This is a genomic window from Nocardia sp. NPDC049149, from assembly GCF_043197455.1.
In the GTDB taxonomy this organism is placed as follows: Bacteria; Actinomycetota; Actinomycetes; order Mycobacteriales; family Mycobacteriaceae; genus Nocardia.
On record NZ_JBICTD010000004.1, the window covers coordinates 113533 to 132068 of the forward strand.

The following is an 18536-nucleotide window of genomic DNA, read 5'->3' on the forward strand; positions in this document are numbered from 1 at the left end:
ACACGACCCTGCGGGGGCGGCAGCGGATGCGGCTGCGACGACTGCTGCACTGGAACCGCGGTTGCGACACCGGTTTCGGTGGCCAACCGGCCCGGCTTGCCTGCCTTGACCTATCGGGTCGGCACCCATCCGCAATTCCTGGCGAGTATGCGCGCGCGGCTCGGCAGCTCCGAGGTGCCGGCGCTGGCCGCGCTCACCACCCGCGAGCCGTCGGATCTGTCGATGGCGCTGCTCGACGGGTGGGCGACCGTCGCCGATGTGCTCACCTTCTACTCCGAACGCATTGCCAACGAAGGCTTTCTGCGCACAGCCACCGAGGAGTACTCGGTGCGGCGGCTGGCCGAACTCGTCGGCTACCGGCCCCGTCCCGGACTGTCGGCCTCGGCGTATCTGGCGTTCACGGTCAACAAGGACCAGCGGGTGCCGATCCCGGCGGGCGCCAAGGCACAGCAGATCCCTGGTCCCGGGCAGCTGCCCGCCACCTTCGAGACCGCCGAAGCCGTTGTGGGGTACGGGAATCTGAGCGCGTTGGCGGTGCGGCGCAGGGAGCCGCAACTGTTGATTCCGAAAACACTGCGATTCACCGAGGAATTGGTGTTCAAAGGTGTGTTGACGGACTTGCGGGACGGCGACAAGATCACCATCGATTTCGGGGGCGCGCGGACGATCTATGCGGTGACCGGCGTAGTCGTCGACGCCCCTGCCGATCTCACCACGGCCAAGGTCAAGTGGCTGGATTACGCCACCCGCAATCTTCCGTCCGCCGCCAAATCCTGGCGCCACGCCAGCGCATTGGCCGCCGATAACGTGGCTGCGCGAAAGATGAACGGGCACATCCCGACCCGGCTCGAACTCCTGGTCGATGCATTGCGCAAACCGCCATCGGTGCCGCCAAGCGCCGCCGCCGATCTGCCGCGCGATCTGCGTGATCTGCTCGGCGCGGACAAAGCGGGTGTCAGCGCCCTGCTCGGTGATCTGGTTCCGGAGATCGCGGGCACCCTCGACAGCGCGCTGGCCAACAGCACCGCGTCGAACACGTCGCCGCCGAAGGTCCGCCGGATGCGGCTGAGCGCCATGCTGTTCGGTGCCGCCGCGCCGAAGTTCCCGATCTATAGCGGCGGCAGAATCATCGGATATACCGACCCGAAGCTCATAGCGTTGAAGTCCGAACCCACTCCGACGACAGGTGGCGGTGGCGGCGGTGTGCACATTGCGGCAGATCCGCCGGTGCCATCGGTGGAGGAAAACCATCCGACGATCAAACCGCCGAAGTACAAACCCGGAAAGACACTGGACCTCGACGCCGTTTACCCGGCAGTCACCGTCGGCAGCACCATCGTTCTGATCAACCAGTGGGTGAGCCCCAAGGTCGCGACTCGCGAGGTCATCGCCATCGAGACGGTGACCGCCAACATCCTCGGCTTGTCCACCAAGGTAAGCAGACTCACCTTTGCCCAGGACTGGCCGGAGGGTGGCTCCGATGACCTGCACAAGGTGCTCGACGAGACCACGGTGCTCGCCCAGGAGGAAACTCTCACGCTGGCCGGTATCTCGCTGGACGACAAGGATGTCGGCTGCCCGCGCGAGCAGTTGCTGGCCGCCGCCCAGCCGGTGATATACGACGATATTTCGTGCGACACACTGGAATTGGATGGTCTCTTCCCCGAACTGACACCGGGCCACCGGCTGATCGTTACCGGGGAACGCACCGACGCCGACATCCGGGAGGGCCAGAACCCCGACACGTCTCAGGCCGGACCGACCGGTGTGCGCGGTGGGGAAGTGGTCATGGTCGCCGCGGTCGAACACCACTCCACCCGAAAGATCGTGTGCGACTCCAGCGGTGACCGCCTCGACGGCCGCCCGCACTGCGAGGTCGTCGAGCTGCCCGGCGATACCGTGCACACCTTCGTCCGATTGGCGGAACCGCTGGCCTTCACCTACCGGCGCTCGAGTGTGACCATCTACGGCAACGTCGCGCCGGCAACGCACGGCGAGACCCGTGGCGAGGTGCTCGGATCCGGTGATCCCACCAAGGAATTCGCGCGCTACCCACTCAAGCAACCGCCGCTGACCTACCTGCCCGCGCCGACCAGCGCGGGTGCGAGTGCGGCACTCGAGGTGTTCGTTGACTCGGTGCGCTGGCACGAAGCCGACAGCCTGCTCGATATCGGCCGCAACGACCGCGGTTATGTCATCGACACCGACGACGACGGCAACAGCGCGGTCGTCTTCGGTGCGGCTCGCCCGTCCAGCGGCGTCGAGAACATCCGGGCCCGATATCGCAGCGGCATCGGCCTTTCCGGCAATGCGGTGGCGGGATCGATTGCCACTCCGTTGGATCAGCCGCTCGGCGTCACCGCGGTCACCAATCCGCTGCCCGCCACCGGCGGCGCGAACCGGGACGGCCGCGAGACCGTCCGCCGCAATGCGGCGGTCAGCGTGCAGGCGCTCGATCGGCTCGTCTCGGTCTCGGACTACGCCGATTTCGCCACCGCCTTCGCGGGCATCGGCACCGCCGCCGCGCGTGAACTGTCCGATGGGCGGCGGCTGGTCGTGCACGTCACCGTTGCGGGCATCGATGACGCGCCGATCGCGCCGACCTCGGCGCTCACCGCCAATCTGCGGCGGGCGCTCCAGGAACTCGGCGATCCCGATCAAGAGGTGCAGGTCGCCATTCGCACCCTGCGCGCCCTGGCCGTTTCGGCGAAGGTGCGCATCGATCCGGATCGAGTATGGGCCGAGGTCGAACCGGTGATCCGGGCCGGGCTGCTTGCCGAGTTCGGACCGGGCAAGCGCGATATCGCCAGTCCCATCACCCAATCGGCGGTGCTGGCGGCCATCCATGCGGTGCCCGGCGTCGTCTACGCGGATCTGAGCATTCTGGATTCGATCGGCGAGACCGAATTGATCACTGCCGATCCGACCGCAGGACTCACCCTGCAGCCGGTGGTGCCTGCCGCGCCTGCCGAATTCGAGCCGCACGCCAGGCGGGGACTGGGTGTGATCCGGCCCGCCGAACTGTTGATCCTGAGCCCAACGGCCCCCGACACCTTGATCCTGGAGGCGTTATGACCCTGCCTGCCGAGCGATGGGACCAGCTGTATCGGCTGGTGCCCGCGATCTATCGGGCCCGCGACGAAGCGGAGGGGTACCCGCTGCGAGATCTGTTGCGGGTCATCAGCGAACAGGTCGTCCACGTCGAGGACGATCTGGACGGCCTGTACGACAACTGGTTCATCGAGACCGCCGCCGACTGGGTCGTGCCGTATCTCGGCGACCTCGTCGGCTATCGGCCCGGTAGTGCCGCAGGCGAACTCGCCCAGGCCGCGCCCGAACAGGTGCGGGCGCTGATCCCGCGCCGCGAGGTGGCCGACAGCGTGCGCGCCCACCGCCGCAAAGGGACCCTGGCACTGCTCGAGGAACTCGCCGCCGATGTGGCGGGATGGCCTGCCAAAGCGGTCGAGTTCTATCGGCTGCTTGCGGTCTTCCAGAACCTGAACAATCTGCACCGCGATCGGGGCGCGGTGGCCGATCTGCACGAGATCGAGCGACTGCTGCGCCTGGGCGGCCCCTTCGACACACTTGCGCACACCGTGGACGTTCGGCGGATCAATTCCACCCGCGGACAAGGGTTCTACAACATTCCCGAGGTCGGGCTGTTCGTGTGGCGGTTGCGCGCCTATCCGATCACCGATGCGCCCGCGGCGTGTATCGAGGAGGTCGGGCCGAGCTGCTTCACCTTCAGCGTGCTCGGCAACGACGCGCCGTTGTTCACCAAGCCGGACTCGAAGACCGGTGGGGAGCTCGGGCTGCCGATCCCGATCCGGCGGCACATGCTGGCCCGCCGGTTCCGCGAATACTACGGTGCCGGGCGCAGTTTCCGGGTCGAGGTCGGGGAGCGGTCGCGCGGTCGGGTGCGGCGCAAGACGGTGCCCGTCGAGGATTTCATCGTCGCCGATCTCACCGACTGGGCGTATCGCACCCCCAGGGGCAAAGTGGCCATTGATCCCGAACTGGGGCGGCTGGCGTTCCCGCCCGGCCAGCCGCCGCACGGGGTATGGGTGCGCTACCACTACGGTTTCAGCTCCGACATCGGCGGCGGGGAGTACCCGCGCCGCCTGCCCGCGATCGCGCAGGAAGAGCCGGAGGAGTCCGCGGCGGGGGAGTCCGAGCAGTCTTCGGTCGCTCCGAAGGTCTTCTATCAGGCCGTCGCCAAGAAGCACGGCCCCGGTGTGCTCGACAGCATCGAAGACGCCCTGCACGCCTGGGACGACGTGCGGGACGAGCGGCCGGTCGCGGTGATCGAAATCCGGGACAGCGATGTGTATGTCGAGCAACTCACCATCGAATTGCGGAAGGGCGAAAGCCTCACCATTCGCGCCGCCGACCGCACGCGTCCGGTGATCTACCTGCTCGACAAGCAGCGCAACGCTCCCGACGCGCTGACCGTGTTCACCGAGCGCGGCGAAAAGTGCCGCCCGGGTGGATGTTTCACCCTCGACGGGATCCTGGTCGCCGGACGTCCGATGCATGTGGAAGGTCCGCTGCAGCGGGTGGAAATCCGGGACTGCACGTTGGTGCCTGGATGGGGATTGGCGGGGGACTGCAGCCCGCGGCGCCCCGCCGAGCCGAGCCTGGAGATCTATCTGTGCGACGGACGGATCTCGGTGCTGCGCAGCATCATCGGCTCCATCCAGGTCTACGCGGACGAGGTCACCGCCGACCCCACCGTCATCGAGATCGCCGACAGCGTCGTCGACGCCACCGATCCCGAGCGCGAAGCCGTCGGCGCGCCCAACTGGCCGTTGGCGCACGCCGCGGTCTCGTTCACCGACTGCACGGTGATCGGAACCGTTGGCACCCATGCCATCCCGATCGGCCAGAACACCCTGTTCCTCGGCTGTGTTCGGGTGGCGCGCAGGCAGATCGGCTGCCTCCGCTACAGCTACGTGCCGCCGGGTTCGCGGACGCCGCGCAGGCACCGCTGCCAACCCGATCTGGTCGACGCCGTCGTGCGCGACCTGCCAGGCTGGTCCGATCTCACGCCGGAACAGCAGGCCGAACTGCTTGCCCCCGAACGAGATCGGGTGCGTCCGCTGTTCACCAGCCTGCGCTACGGCACGCCCGGCTACGTCCAGTTGCGTACCGACTGCGCGCCCGAGATCGTGCGCGGGGCCGACGACGAATCCGAGATGGGCGTCCTGCACGACCTCTACCAGCCGCAACGGCTGGCCAACCTGACGGCTCGGCTCGAACAGTTCAGTCCAGCCCACACCGACATTGCCGTCCTGATCGCGAACTAGGAGATTCCGATGCGTGGAGACTTTTCCCGGCTGACGCCGGACCCGGCCGACTACAGTCTCGTCCTGCTGCAACAGGGGCGGGTGCTGGTGGAATCGGACTGGAATACCGCCATGGCCACCCTCATCGGTGCCCAGCGCACCATGGCCGCCGACCTCATCGGACCGCACGGCGGTCCCAAGAAGAACCTCGGGTTTGTGCCACACCAGATCAGTAACGGGCGCACCGATCTCGAATTCAAGGCTGGTGTCTACTATGTCGACGGCATCCGCGTGGAACTGCCGCCCGAACTCGACAAGGTGCGCTGGTCGGCCCAGCCCTACCCGATCGCGGCGACGCCGCCGCAGCTGCCCAAGCCGCCGTACGTGGTGTATCTGGATGTGTGGGAGCGGCACGTCAGCACGCTCGAGGACGATCGCATCCGCGAGGTCGCACTCGGTGGGCCCGACACGACCTCGCGCCGCCAGATCATCTGGCAGCTCCGTGTCGCCGAATACTCCGGCGACAAACCGCAGTGTGGGGAATTCCCGCTCGCGGAGTGGCGCGCCGGACTGCGCGGCAATCCGCCGATGCTGCGGGCGCGGACCGGACCTCCGCCGACCGACGACGACCCGTGCCTTGCCTCGCCCGATGCCCGTTATCGTGGCGTGGAGAACCAGCTCTACCGTGTCGAAATCGCCTCGGTCGCTGACGAAGCCGTCAAGGATTCGGTGACCTCGTTCGTGTGGTCGCGGGAGAACGGATCGGTCGCCGCGGCCTGGACCGGAACCATCGGCAACCGGCTGCACGTGGCCGGGATCAAAGATGTCAAACGTGGCTTCGCCGCCGGCGACTGGGTCGAATTGACTTGGGACACCCTCGAATACGCGGGAATCGCGGGCACAAGGGTCAAGCTCACCGGCGTCGACGGCAACCTGCTCATCTTCGACCTCAACAGCAAGACCGGTGAAATCGAGACGGACCCGGCCAGCCGCCCGCACGCGAAGGTGCGCCGCTGGGACCAGCGCGAGCGCAAGGCCGCGCCGCTGGTTCATGGCGCGGTAGAGGTCGTCGAAGCGATCGGTGACAACGGCTGGATCCCGCTGGAGAACGGTATCGAAATCCAGTTCCTCACTGCCGATCCCGTTGGCGCCCATACCTACCGGGTCGGCGACTACTGGACCATCCCCGCTCGCGTGGTCACCGGTGACATCATCTGGCCGCGCGCCGCCGACGGCGTCACCGCGTCTTTCGTGCCGCCACACGGGGTCGAGCACCACTATGCACCGTTGGCCTTTGTCGGAAGCGGCGAAGGGGGCGACGAGGACCTGCAGCACGTGTTCGATCAAGCCGCCCACTGCCCCGACGCCACCTAGCCACCAGGTCCTGTCATGCTCCGTCCCGCTCACCAGCACCTCGCGGAGACTCGCGCCCTCCGGCACGCGGTGGCACGAAACGAATCCGAGTTCGAGCCCGAACACGGCTCGAATGCCACGGATTTCGGCATCGACGTCACCGCTGTTCCCGTCAACGGCACACCACTGGACGCCGCAACGCGCACCCGGATGGAAGCTCGTTTCGGGCACGACTTCAGTGCCGTGCGCGCCCACGTCGGCCCCGCCGCCGACACCTCCGCGCGCACCATGCGCGCCCGCGCGTACACCGTGGGCACCGATCTGGTCTTCCGCGACGGTGCCTATCGTCCCGGCACTTCCGCGGGTGACCATCTCCTCGCCCACGAACTCGCCCACGTCGTCCAGCAAAGCCGTGCCAGACCCGACACCGAAACACCGGTCTCGGCAATGGAACACGACGCCCACCGCGCCGCCGACCAGTGGGCGGGAACAGGCGCCGTCCGCGTCACTGGGCAAAGCCCCGTGCGAGTCGCCTGCTTGGACGAAGACGAGCCAACCACTTCGGCCGCACCCCAGACGCCGGCGCAAGCTCCCGAGCCCGGTTCCGGAGTGACGCTCGCCCCGGCGGACAACAAACGTTTCACCAATGATCGTGCGGCGGTTGATTTCTACGTGAAGTACTCCGAGCTGGCCCTTGCAGACCAAGCCAAGACCGGCGTGCCCGCTCTCCTCACCCTCGGCCAAATGGTCCTGGAAAGTGGTTGGAAACCCGGACCCCAGGCGAGCTTCTTCGGTGTCAAGGCCGACCCGGACGCGCCTCCCGAGACGATTCGGTGGCAGTGGACGCCGGAGTTCGTCGTAGATCGCGAAAAGGTGCGCCAAAGATACCGCAATTACGAGAAATTCGAAGAAAAGGAGCCGGTGCCAGGTGCTGACCGCTACATGGTGAAACTGCCGTTCCGGCGCCACGACAGTGTCGCCGACGCGATCGCAGGCCACAGTAAGACACTGCTGGCGAAGAACTACTCGAAGGCGTGGGCGAACACCGCAGACCCGGAGGCATTCGCCAAGGCGGTGACAGGCGGCGGCTACGGCGGAGGCACGGAGAAGGCGAACCAAGCCAGCTACGGCGCGACGCTGATCGACATCATGAGGACGCTGAACAAGGCTGCTGCCTATGCCCGGGAGCACAAGCTGCTCGATCCGGTCCGCCAGATCATCCATATTCTCGAGGCGAACCGATCGAGTGCGGGCTACCAACAGGCACGCGAGCTGCTCCCCAGCATGATTCCCAACTACTTTGTTCTCTCCGAAGAGTCCCAGCGCGCCGAGATCGAGAAGATTCGAGAGCGGCTCGTCGGCGCAGGCCAACCCCCGGAGGTCGCGGCCGAGGTGTGTCGGCCATGATCCGGCACGGCCGCTCGATTCGACACGAACTGATGCTTGTCGTCAGCTGAAATCCGATAGGTCCTGTCATGAGTACACCCGCCACTCGACACAGCACGGAAGCCCGAGTGCTGCGGCAACCGCCTGCACCGCGCGAATCCGTGCGCGGAGACGAACAGGACACGAACACAACAGGTTTCGGTGTCGACGTCACGGCGGTCCCGGCCGCAGGCGCGCCGCTCGACCCCACCGTCCGTACCCGGATGGAAGCAAGTTTCGGTCAGGACTTCAGCGCGGTACGCACGCACACCGGCCCCGCGGCGGACACCTCTGCCCGCTCCCAGCGCGCTCGCGCTTATGCCGTCGGCAACGATCTCGTCTTCCGCGACGGGGCCTTCCAGCCCGGTACTCCGGCGGGCGACCATCTGCTCGTCCACGAGCTTGCCCATGTTGTCCAGCAGGGGCCTACCCGATCCGGTGGCGACCCGTCCGCGATGGAACACGACGCCGACCGCGCAGCCGACAGTTGGGCGAGCGCAGGCGCAATCCGAGTTACTGGACAGAGCCCGGTGCGAATAGCGTGCCAAGACGAAGACAAGGCCTTCGGTCCGCCTACCCTGGCGCAGCAGCGCGCACAGGACTACATGGAATCCGACCCGACATTCCAATTTCTCACCTGGAATACACGGTTCCGCAAGGGTTTCGAGTCTGCGGCGGTGGATGCGGCAGCGGCCGCGGCGATCACCGCCGCGATGAACAACAGTAGCGACGTCAAGTTCGGCATCGGCTTCGGTGTCGGGGTCCCGGCGGGAGTTTTGGGGGACCTGTGGGGCCAGGTGAAGGGGCTGGCATTGCTCGGCTGGCAGGCTGCCAAGCTGTTCGTGAAGTACAAACTCGATCCCGTCGGATTGCTCATCGAAACGAAGCAAACCGCGCAGCAACTCGCGGACCTCGCACTGCGCACGCTGGCCGGGGCGGAACCATTAGGGAAAGCAGCGGGCGAGTATTTGAGCGGACGCCTGACGACGTTGGCCAAGGCGTCTCCGTATGACCAAGGCTTCGCGATCGGCGAGGCCGTCGGCTATCTGGTCGCGGAGATCGCCCTGCTGTTCATCGGTGTAGAAGAGGTGTCGGCTGCCGCGCGGGCGCTCAGCGCGACCGAACTCGGGGCTCGCGTCGCAAAGATCGTCGAAGGTTCCCGGGTGCTCAAAGCGCTCGCCGAAGCGAAGGGTTTGAAGAAGGCCGAGAGCGCTGGGAAGGCCGCCGCGGAATCGCACGCGCCGAAGGTGCCGGAGGCGGGGGCCGCACCGAAGGCACCCGAGCCCGCACCGAAAATGGTTGAGCCCGCACCTGCGCCGAAGTCGGTTGAGCCAGCACCAGCACCTAAGCCGGTCGAGCCAACACCAGCGCCCAAGCCCGCCGAGCCCGCGCCCAAGCCGGCCGAGCCCACACCCGCGCCGAATCCGCCGGTTCCGCAAAGTTCATCGGTCGCTCGTGAGGCCGCCCGCCAGGCGATTATCGGGGCCCCGCACAAGGGCTCCGGCGAAGGTGTCGAGGCAGCCGCGATGGCCGTAGAGGCGGTCAGTAAGCCCGTGTTCGACGTCAACCCGTTGACTGGGAACGCCCGGAACTTCCCCGCCATCGACTACCTCACGCGCGAAGGCGCCGTATCGGTGAAGTCGCACGACGTCGGGAAAGAGCTCACTGAAGCGGGAATGAAGGCGTACGTCAAGGACTTGGACGTCCTTCGGTACGGCGGTGAGCCGGGCGTCGCCCAGGTGAAGACACAGAAGGCAGGCGAACTCATCGCCAAGAACCGTGCCGCCGTCCAGCAGTCGGGCGCTTGGCCCGCGAACCTGCCCGCCGATGCTTCCGCGGAAGCAATCACCGCCGAGATCACCAGGAACGGCATCATCAAGATCCCGGACGAGCATGTCCCTCCCATGCGCGCCTACATCGAAAAGGTGGCCAAGGACAACCCCAACTATGCGGGGGAGAGCATCGAGCACCTGAAGCAACGCTTCCAACCGAGCGGCATCACGGCCGCCGAAGTCGCCGATATCCACGCGAAAGTCATGGCGGAACTAGCAAAATAGACTGCAGCGCAGGAAGTTCCGCCCGGGCGACGTCGCTTCGACGTCGGCGGCTAGGTCATACTATTTGTCAGGACCTGTCACACGGGGCCGTCGTTACGTGCACAGTTGTTGTGCCGATTGATTTTCCGCCGTCGATGCGGCTCATCCAGGCGATGGCCTTGATTTCGTGGGTGCCTGTCGCGGCCGGGGTCCAGGTGACGGTTCGGGTTCCGCCTGGACCGTGGGCGGGGCCGATGCCGATGAGGGTTTCGTTGTCGTAGAAGTACGTTGACCATCCGGTGGTGGGGGCCGGGTCGGAATGTGAAGTCAGGGTGACGGGGCAGCCGACTGCGACGGTTCCTGCGGTCACTTTGACGGTCGTGATCGCGGTGGCTGCGGCGTTGGGCGCCAACAACACCCCGGCGGTGATCATAGCCAGCACTCCGGTTGCCGCCGTGATGGTGCGTGTTCTCGTCAACATTCTTTGTTCACTCCTCGCTGCGTACTGAATTACGAACTAGAGCTTGTGAATTCATGATGCGCGCCGCTGCTGCGGCGGCGCGACATCCTGGTCCACTGATCGGCACAGCAGCCGAAATTCTCGTCGCGCAGCGGTAAAGGTCGACCTTCAGCTCGGTCGCGCGATCTCGTAGCGGAGAAGTGCTACGCCGTTGTCGAACCCGTTGGCCTCGACCAACTTCAGATCTCGCGGATCCTCGAAAACCGGCCGCCCCTTGCCGCGCGCCACTGGGCACACCAGCATCCGAACTTCGTCGACGAGCCCGGCATCCAACAACGAACGCATCAGTGTCAAGCTGCCCCACAACCAAATGTCTTTACCGTCTTGCTCTTTGAGCTCCCGGATGGTGGCGGCTGGATCGCGCGTCACGGTCGCTGCGTCGAACTCACCCCACGGCGCATCATCCAGCGTCGACGAGGCAACGAACTTGCCGAGGTTGTTCAGCTTCTTCCCGTACTCACCCTGCTCCTCGGCATGCGGCCAGTAGTCCTTCGTCTGGGCGTAGGTATTGGCCCCGAGAATCATCGTGTCGACCGAGTCGATCATCCCCATCATGTTCGCCTTGAACGCACTGGTGTCGGTCTCCGAAAACGGCTCCCCCGAAACAAAACTGAGCCCGCCATCCTCCTCCGCGGCAAAGTTGTCCACGGTAACCCACTGCTGAACTACAAGCTTGCGCATGATGCTCCCTCTCGTTTGTAAGGCGACCGTGTAGCCGCTCTACCCCAGAGACGGAGCCACTCGACCCTTCTCGACACCCCCAACTTGTGACCTACCTCACCCGCTTCGCACGCTCGCCGTACCGAATCAGCTACCGGCCAGGCCCATGCCGGACTTGGTCGGTTGATCACTGGGAAATGGTGTCGCCGCGAGAAACCCCCGCCGTGAGTTCCCACTCTGTACGAAGCCACCCTTCTGATCCCATATATCGGGATGGCAGGGCGGTTTCGTGCCGAGGGGGCAATGGCGGCGGGGGCCTCTTGGGCGATGCCGCCACCAGTGCCTCCTGATCAGCCGACCAGCTCTTGCCGAGGAAAGGGGGAGTTCATGATTCCTGGATCAGATCCGATCGCCGACTGCGGAAGCGTCACCATAACCCTCTATGCCAGTTAGCGAGGTTCGGTCGCTAGCAGGGCTTTCAGTTGGTTGTGTGGGAGGGCGGGTGAGTGGTGGCCGTCGCGGCCGGTCATCGAGGTGTTCACGATGAGGGCGTTGAGGACGGATTCTTCGACGGCCTCGACGACCGCGGTGTACATCGGGTCCATTCGGTTCCACGGTAGGCGGGTGGTGGTGACGAGGTCGGCGGGAGTGGGGTGGCCGATCGGGAAAGCGGTGTCGGAGGGGCGGTCTGTGGCGGTGGAGAAAGCGAGGAACAGGTCGCCGGAGAAGAGGCTGCCGGTGGTGCCGGTGCGGGCCAGGCCGAACGGGACGCGGCGGGCCATGGCCTTGCATTGCAATGGATCCAGCGGGGCGTCGGTCGCGACGACGACGATGACCGAACCCGAACCGCCCGGCGCGGCGGGCATTCGGTCGGGCGGGGTGCCCCAATCGGTTGATTCCATCGGGTTGTCGAGGTCGAGTTGATCGCCGATGCGGTGGCCGCGGATCGTCAGCTCGTGTCGGGAGCCGAAGTTCGCCTGGAGGAACACGCCGACGGTGTAGGTGTGCGGGCCGAACCCGACCAGTCGGGAGGCGGTTCCGCTGCCGCCTTTGCATGCGTAGCAGTTCATTCCGGTGCCGCCACCGACCGACCCCTCCTCCAGCGGACCGCTTCGGGCCGAATCCAACGCGGCGACAACGATTTCCGGCGTGACATGGCCGCCGTTGATGTCGTTGAGGTAACCGTCCCAGGTTTCGGCGCAGACCGGGAGCAGCCATTCCCGAGCCAGCGCCGGATGGGTTTTGTTGATCCACTCGATCGCGCCGGTGTGGCAGGCGCCGATGGCGTGCGTGTTGGAGATCGTGACGGGCATCGACAGCTGGCCGACCTCGTCGATCCATGCGGTGCCGGTCATTTCGCCGTTTCCGTTGAGCGAGTAGCGGCCCGCTGCGCACGGGCGGCCGACGCCGGAGCGACCGCGCGGCAGGATCGCGGTCACGCCGGTGCGCACCGGGCCTGCGCCCACCTGCAAGGGCCCGTCGCCTTCGATCAGGGTTCGATACCCGACCTCGATGCCGGCCACATCGGTGATGGCGTTCCACGGTCCCGGTGTCCCGCTCGGCGCGATGCCGAGGGCCCGCGCTCGCGGACGTCCATCCGGGGAAAACGATTGGTGCTCGGGCCCACCCGTCACTCGCCCACCGCTCACCGAATCACTGCGCGATGCTCCACTCATCTGTTCATCCTTCGGGCGTCGTGATATCGAGGCAGTGGGTCGCGGTCCGGGCGTAGGTACAGATCATTTCCGCGGCACGGGTTTTCGTAATCGATCGATTGCCGCTGATGATGTGCAAGCCGTAGGCGTCTTCCAGCGCAACCAGATTCGCGGCAACATCGAGGATCGGTGCATCGATCGTGAAGTGTTCCTGCGCGATTCCCACTTCCAGCGCACCCATATACACCGCCACTTGCTTCTCGAACAGCGCGGTGATCAGATCGCCGTGCTCAGCGGCGACGCTGCGATAGGCGGCAAGTCGATACAGCGCGACGACGAGGGCGTCGGTATCCGAAGCAGGCAACCCCGCCCAGATCAACGCACCGATCTTCGCGCGGGCGTCGGTGATCGTGGCGACCATGGCAAGCCGATCGCCGAAGAACCGGTCGCTGGCTTCGCGGTGGACCTCGCGCAGCAGGTTGTCGAGATCGTCGAAGTAGTAGTGCACGGTCGCGGGCGATACCCCGGCGACTTCGGCGACCTCACGGATCTTGAGCTTGCCGACACCACGGTCGGACACCGCCGTCAGCGCCGCGTCGAGAATCTCCCGGCGAGCTCGCTCCTGATCCTTCCTGCGTGCCATCCGGCACCTCCCGTTGCCTCATGTTGATGACGAATTAATTATTCGTAACGTCAAAAATCGATCCTTGACAGCGGCTTTAGTCCATTCTTTGACTGTACATCAAAGAAAGGACCGGCCATGGCTACCCAGACCACCGGCCAGACTGCCGACGACGACAACCAACAGCCCCGATACCGTCAGCAGCTCTCGCGCGCGCTGGGCATGGGCGAGAACATTCTGATCACGCTGTCGGCGGTGACGCCCGCGTCGAGCGTGTTCATCATCATTCCGGCGATCCTGCTGGCAGCGGGTGGCGCGTCGGTGCTGACACTGGCCATCGCGGCGGTGGCGTCGGTGTTCATCGGGCTGTGTTACGCCGAACTCTCGGCGACCTTTCCGATTACCGGCGGTGAATACACCTGGGCCGCAAGGCTACTCGGTAGACCCGTCGGGTTTGCCTTGTTCGCACTGACTTTGGTGAACGGCGTGCTGATCATCTCGGTCATCGCCCTCGGCACTGGCGACTACCTCGGCGTCGCGATACCGCAGCTCGGGGGAAAATGGGTCGGCGTCGGCGTCATTGTGGTGACGACCGCCATCGCGCTGCTCAACATCAAGGCCAACGCCTGGGTCACCGGAGTTTTCCTGTGCATCGAGATCGCGGCGATCGCGGCGCTTGCGTTCCTCGGCTTCGGCACGATCGAACGCGGACCCTCGGAATGGTTGCACGCGACCACGATCGGCGACGGTGGCCTGGTCCCGGTCGGCGCGGGAGCGTTGGCCGCCCTCATCCCGGTCGCACTGTTCGGCTACAACGGTTACGGCGCCGCGGTCTACTACGCGGAGGAGACGAAGAACGCGACACGCACCATCGGGCGCGTGATCATGGTCTGCCTGGCCGCCACCGTCGCCATCGAAATCGTGCCGCTGGCCGCGGTGGTCCTCGGGGCGCCGTCCATGACCGACCTGCTGAGCAGCCCGGCGCCGATGAACTACTTCCTGACCGCGCGCGGCGGAGCCACGGTGAACACGTTGGTGAGCGTCGGCATCGCGATCGCGATCGTCAACGCGGTGATCGCCATCATCCTGCAGATCTCCCGGCTGCTGTTCGCCTCGGCCCGCGACCGAAGCTGGCCGGACCCGATCGATCGGGCACTCGCCAGCGTGCACCCGCGCTGGCACACACCGGCGGTCGCCACCGTCGTTGTCGGCGCACTGGCCACCGTCGCGGCGGCCGCGCTGCCACTGTCCTGGCTGATCACCGCAACCGGCGCGGGCCTCGTCCTGGTGTACCTGTTCGTTGCGCTTGCCGCGTTCCGAGTGCGCGGCCGGCCAAGTTCCGGCGGCTACCGAATGCCACTGTGGCCACTGCCGCCGATCATCGTCGTCGCCGCCATGGGCTACGCGGGATACAGCGTCATCGACGCCTCCTGGCAGCAAATGGTCGTCGCGGTCGTCGCCATGCTCCTCGGCTGCGCCTACTACCTCCTCTACCTCCGCCCACGCCCCGACCGCTGGAAACTCCCCGACCCCATCCAGGAATCATGAACTCCCCCTTTCCTCGGCAAGAGCTGGTCGGCTGATCAGGAGGCACTGGTGGCGGCATCGCCCAAGAGGCCCCCGCCACCATTGCCCCCTCGGCACGAAAACCGCCCTGCCATCCCGATATATGGGATCAGAAGGGTGGCTTCGTACAGAGTGGGAACTCACGGCGGGGGGCTTCTCGGGCGATGCCGCCACCATTTCCCAGTGATCAACCGACCAACTCCGGTGTGGACGACGGGTGAACGTTGCGAGCCCCCAATTGTCGGTGCTGGGAAGGTGTGGGGGTGGTCGGCACAATGTGGGGCGTGAGTGCACCGCGGATGGGTCATGCCGGAACGGGTTCGGGGATTGGTGGGGGACCGCATCCGAGGCATGGGGTGGTGTCGGAGGTGGCGGGGGACAATCGGCTGGCGTTGGCGGCGCTTGTTGATGGGTTCGTGGCGTTGGTCGGTGGTTTGGCGTTGTCGCAACGCGTGTTTCATGTGACTGGTGGGGTGGCGGAGTTTCTGCCTGCGTTCATTCTCTGTGTGCTGGCCGTGTCGTTCGTCAACCATGTGTTCGGCACTCTGGTGTTTCGTGTCAGTCTGGGCAAGCTGTTGTTCGGGATGCGGGTGTTGCGCTGGAAGGACGGCGGGCGGCCGCGGTTCTGGCAGACGTTGGGGCGGTGGATGTTCGGGTTCGTGGTGATCGTTCTCCAGTTCGTGCTGGAGGGTGCGAGCGTAGGGCAGGCATGTGGTCTGCGCACCGTGCGCCGCCGCTGACCTCACACTCCGCTGGCCGTCGCTGGAAACCTGCAGAGCGAGCGATCAAGGCATCGCGTACGGTTCCGTTGCCGCGCCGCAGGACTCCGCTCGGTATGTAGATCAGCACCTTTCACGACATCGGAGCGCCGGCAACATTCGGGCCGACGGCGGTGCCGACCGGGCGTGCGGTATGCTCTCGAAACTTGAGGTTTCTCCTCCGTTTCCCACTGTTCGTTGATTGACCCGTGGGTGGCGGGAGCCGGGGGAGTGTTCGCACGCGTAGCGGGCCGCGAAGGTGCTGTATACGGGCCCTGGACTCAGCACAACCGGTTACCTCTAGGAGAACTCCGTCGTGTCCGTATTCCTCTACCGGTGGGGCAAATTCGCCTTCCGCCGCAAGTGGATCGTTCTGCCGCTGTGGGTCGTGTTCCTCGCGCTGCTCGGTGTCGGGGGCAGCGCGCTGAGTAAGCCGATGAGCGACGAGTTCAGCATGCCGTCGCTGCCGTCGGAGCGCGCCACCGACATCCTGGACAAGCAGTTTCCCGGTATGTCGAGTCGGTTCAGCATCGAAGCCGTGAGCGGCGCCTATGTCATCAAGGCGCCCGAGGGAACGAAGCTGACCGACAAGGCCAACAGCGCCGCCATCGACATGCTGATCGCCGACCTGACGGCGTTGTCGGTCGACGACGGCAAGCACCGGCTCGTCGCCGAAAAGGACGCTGCGGCACTGAAAAACCCGGTCGCCGTGACTGAGTCGATGGGTTGCCTGACCAAAGCGGACCGAGAAGTCTGCTCTGGCGCCCCACTCAATGTGCTGAGCAAGGACGCCCCAGCCACCGTCGCCGTGCTCACGGTGCCGTTCGACGTCTCCGGCCCGATGGAGGTCACCGACGAACAGCGGCACGCCGCCTACGACGTGGCCAACCGCGCTCGCGCACAAGGATTGACCGTCGAACTCGGCGGACCCATCGCGCAGCAGCAGGAGCAGCCGAGCGGCCGGGCCGAGATGATCGGCATGGGTGTGGCATTGGTCGTCATGGTGATCGCGTTCGGCGCCATCATGGCCGCCTTCGTGCCGATCATCACCGCCATCGTCGGCCTGAGCGCCGCCACGCTGGTGATTTCGCTGAGCACCTCGATCATCGAGGTACCGAGCTTCACGACGTTCCTGGCGTCGATGATCGGTATCGCCCTGTCCATCGACTATGCGCTGTTCATCGTCTCCCGCTACAAACACGAACTGCAAGTCGCCAGGAATCCCGAAGAGGCAGCGGGCATTTCGGTCGGCACCGCCGGATCCGCGGTGGTGTTCGCCGGTCTCACTGTCATCGTCGCCCTGGCCGCGCTGAGCATCGTCGGCGTGAACTTCCTGACCTTCATGGGCCTCGGCGGCGCCGTGGCTGCGTTGTTCGCCGTCCTCACCGCCATCACCCTGATGCCCGCCGTGCTCGGCGCTTTCGGCCGCTTCCTCTTCAAACCGAAGCTGCCGCTGGTCGCCAAGCACGACCCGGAAGACGACACCTCCGTCACCAACGGGATGCGGGTTGCCCGCCAGATCAGCAAAAGACCTTGGGTAGCACTGATATTCGCCGTTGCCGCGCTGGCGGCACTGGCCACTCCCGCGCTCAAACTGCAGTTGGGACTGCCCGGTGAGGACAGCTTCCCGACCAGTTCGACGATCCGGCAGGCCTACGACATCAGGACGGCGGGTTTCGGCGAAGGCAGCAACGGCATCCTGACCGTGGTCGCCGACCTGGAGCAGGTGCCGCAAGGCGAGCGCGAGGCCGCGGTCACCGCGCTGCGGGACCGGCTCGCCGCGTTCCCACAGATGGATTACGTCACCAAGCCGCAGCTCAGCACGAACGGCCTCGGCGCAATGCTCAGCGGTGTGCCGAAGTCGGGGCCGAACAACCAGGACACCAAGGATCTGGTGCGCGACGCCCGCGACGCGGAAAGCGAACTGTCCCAACGGTATGGCATCGAGTACGGCATCACCGGCACCACCGCCATCTACGCCGATATGGACCGGGTGCTGCTCGGCAAGATCGTCCCCTATCTGGCGATCGTCGCCGGTGCGGCCTTCCTGCTGTTGATCCTGGTGTTCCGGTCCATCCTGGTCCCGTTCACCGCGGCACTCGGCTTCCTGCTGTCCATGGCGGCGACCTTCGGCGCCACCGTCTTGATCTTCCAGGAAGGCGCCTTCGGCCTGATCGCCGATCCCCATCCGATCGTGAGCTTCTTGCCGATCATGTTGATCGGCTTGGTATTCGGGCTCGCGATGGACTATCAGGTGTTCCTGGTGACCCGAATGCGCGAGGAGTACGTGCATTCCAGGTCGCCGAGGTTCGCCATGATCACCGGCTATCAGCACGGCGCCCGGGTGGTCACCTCGGCGGCGATCATCATGGTCTCGGTGTTCGGCTCCTTCTTGCTGGAATCCGACGCCACCGCCAAGTCCATGGGCTTCGCACTGGCCTGCGGTGTCGCCATCGACGCCTTCGTGGTGCGCATGGTGCTCGTCCCGGCGTTGCTGGTGATCATGGGGCGGCGAGCATGGTGGATTCCGAAGTGGCTCAACCGCATTCTGCCGGACATCGATGTCGAAGGCACGAAGCTGCGCGGTCTGCGTGAGTCCGATCGCGCCGAGCTCGCGCAGGTCGTCGCTGCGCATGTGGCGCAGGCTGAGGCGGCG

Annotated in this window: 11 protein-coding genes and 1 pseudogene; 8 read left to right on the forward strand and 4 right to left on the reverse strand. The window is 65.7% G+C overall.

The genetic code is table 11. The features are described from left to right. Positions 1 to 78 precede the first annotated feature (78 nt). The 5 genes from ACGFNJ_RS16440 to ACGFNJ_RS16460 all read left to right on the forward strand — a co-directional run bounded on the left by ACGFNJ_RS16440 (position 79) and on the right by ACGFNJ_RS16460 (position 10120). Positions 79 to 3075 (forward strand): putative baseplate assembly protein, encoded by a 2997-nt coding sequence (locus ACGFNJ_RS16440; protein WP_393448084.1) that lies wholly within the window; start codon positions 79 to 81, stop codon positions 3073 to 3075. Continuing rightward, positions 3072 to 5306: a hypothetical protein gene (locus ACGFNJ_RS16445; protein ID WP_393448086.1), complete on the forward strand. Its 2235-nt coding sequence runs from the start codon at positions 3072 to 3074 to the stop codon at positions 5304 to 5306. The genes ACGFNJ_RS16440 and ACGFNJ_RS16445 overlap by 4 nt, the downstream gene beginning before the upstream one ends. A 9-nt stretch (positions 5307 to 5315) precedes the next feature. Further along, a complete protein-coding gene (locus tag ACGFNJ_RS16450; RefSeq protein ID WP_393448088.1) occupies positions 5316 to 6659 on the forward strand; it encodes a DUF6519 domain-containing protein in 1344 nt (447 codons plus the stop codon). 15 nt (positions 6660 to 6674) lie between these two features. Further along, a complete protein-coding gene (locus tag ACGFNJ_RS16455; protein WP_393448090.1) occupies positions 6675 to 8045 on the forward strand; it encodes a DUF4157 domain-containing protein in 1371 nt (456 codons plus the stop codon). A 68-nt stretch (positions 8046 to 8113) separates the two neighbouring features. Next, positions 8114 to 10120 (forward strand): DUF4157 domain-containing protein, encoded by a 2007-nt coding sequence (locus ACGFNJ_RS16460; protein ID WP_393448092.1) that lies wholly within the window; start codon positions 8114 to 8116, stop codon positions 10118 to 10120. A gap of 67 nt (positions 10121 to 10187) precedes the next feature. Here ACGFNJ_RS16460 and ACGFNJ_RS16465 read toward each other — a convergent pair whose 3' ends face one another. The 4 genes from ACGFNJ_RS16465 to ACGFNJ_RS16480 form a co-directional block, all read right to left on the reverse strand. Next, positions 10188 to 10580: a hypothetical protein gene (locus ACGFNJ_RS16465; RefSeq protein WP_393448093.1), complete on the reverse strand. Its 393-nt coding sequence runs from the start codon at positions 10578 to 10580 to the stop codon at positions 10188 to 10190. 147 nt (positions 10581 to 10727) lie between these two features. Continuing rightward, positions 10728 to 11300 carry a dihydrofolate reductase family protein gene (locus ACGFNJ_RS16470; RefSeq protein ID WP_393448094.1) on the reverse strand — a complete coding sequence of 191 codons (573 nt, stop codon included), beginning with the start codon at positions 11298 to 11300 and terminating at the stop codon, positions 10728 to 10730. Positions 11301 to 11728: 428 nt separating this feature from the next. Next, positions 11729 to 12955, reverse strand: coding sequence for a P1 family peptidase (locus ACGFNJ_RS16475; protein ID WP_393448096.1), 1227 nt, complete (start codon positions 12953 to 12955; stop codon positions 11729 to 11731). A gap of 4 nt (positions 12956 to 12959) precedes the next feature. Then, the gene (locus ACGFNJ_RS16480) at positions 12960 to 13577 is read right to left on the reverse strand and encodes a TetR/AcrR family transcriptional regulator (protein WP_069163750.1); all 618 of its coding nucleotides are present in this window, start codon (positions 13575 to 13577) and stop codon (positions 12960 to 12962) included. A 117-nt stretch (positions 13578 to 13694) separates the two neighbouring features. Here ACGFNJ_RS16480 and ACGFNJ_RS16485 point away from each other — a divergent pair, with 117 nt between their 5' ends. The 3 genes and pseudogenes from ACGFNJ_RS16485 to ACGFNJ_RS16495 form a co-directional block, all read left to right on the forward strand. After that, positions 13695 to 15104: an APC family permease gene (locus tag ACGFNJ_RS16485; protein ID WP_393448098.1), complete on the forward strand. Its 1410-nt coding sequence runs from the start codon at positions 13695 to 13697 to the stop codon at positions 15102 to 15104. 302 nt (positions 15105 to 15406) lie between these two features. Then, a complete protein-coding gene (locus ACGFNJ_RS16490; protein WP_393448100.1) occupies positions 15407 to 15862 on the forward strand; it encodes an RDD family protein in 456 nt (151 codons plus the stop codon). Positions 15863 to 16196: 334 nt separating this feature from the next. Then, positions 16197 to 18500, forward strand: a pseudogene (locus ACGFNJ_RS16495) (MMPL family transporter); the annotation flags it as partial. Positions 18501 to 18536: the final 36 nt, after the last annotated feature.